Here is a 573-nt window from a genome sequence, read left to right as displayed (position 1 = left end):
TTCCGATCCCGGCGCCGATGTCGCTTGCCTCTCCTACGAGCCAGTCACCCACATCAAGAGGTTTGAGGGCACCAAGACCCTCGTGATGGACTTTGGAATGACGTCGRAGAATACGTCGACACGCTGCCAACCTTCTCGCTGATCTGTTCGGTGGTGACGGCTGGGTTGTCGTATGCGTCCGGCCTGAGCCGGGTGGCGGCTATCGATTACGGTAGGGAGAGCGTCGGAGAAATGTGCCATCCGGCACGGGAAGATGCCCCATCCAACACGCAGGCGGCGAACTGACGGTCGTCGCCGCTAAACGCGGCTGAGACCCACTGCATGTTGCTAACCAGATTACCGCGCCCACGATATGGCCAACGCGACCGGTTCCGAGCCGGCAGAGTGGAACCATTAAAAATACCGGTCGTTACGCTGTTCACAAAAGGACGAGGAGGCAACGTGGAAAACGATGACGCTTCACCAATCGCCTCTGGCGTTGAAGGGCTCGACTATGTTCTACGCGGCGGGTACGCCAAATTCCGCTCTCACCTAGTGGAAGGCAGACCCGGTTCGGGGAAGACAACTCTCGGC

Annotated in this window: 1 protein-coding gene; it reads left to right on the top strand. The window is 59.1% G+C overall.

Annotation, left to right across the window (positions count from 1 at the left end; translation table 11 throughout):
• Window positions 1–441: 441 nt before the first annotated feature.
• Window positions 442–573, top strand: a 132-nt coding sequence (locus ACXJ7R_RS35940; protein ID WP_457155918.1) for an ATPase domain-containing protein, incomplete at its 3' end; no start/stop codon positions are given.

Source organism: Mesorhizobium sp. P5_C1 (genome assembly GCF_054049815.1).
This window is presented reverse-complemented; position numbering and strand designations above follow the sequence as displayed.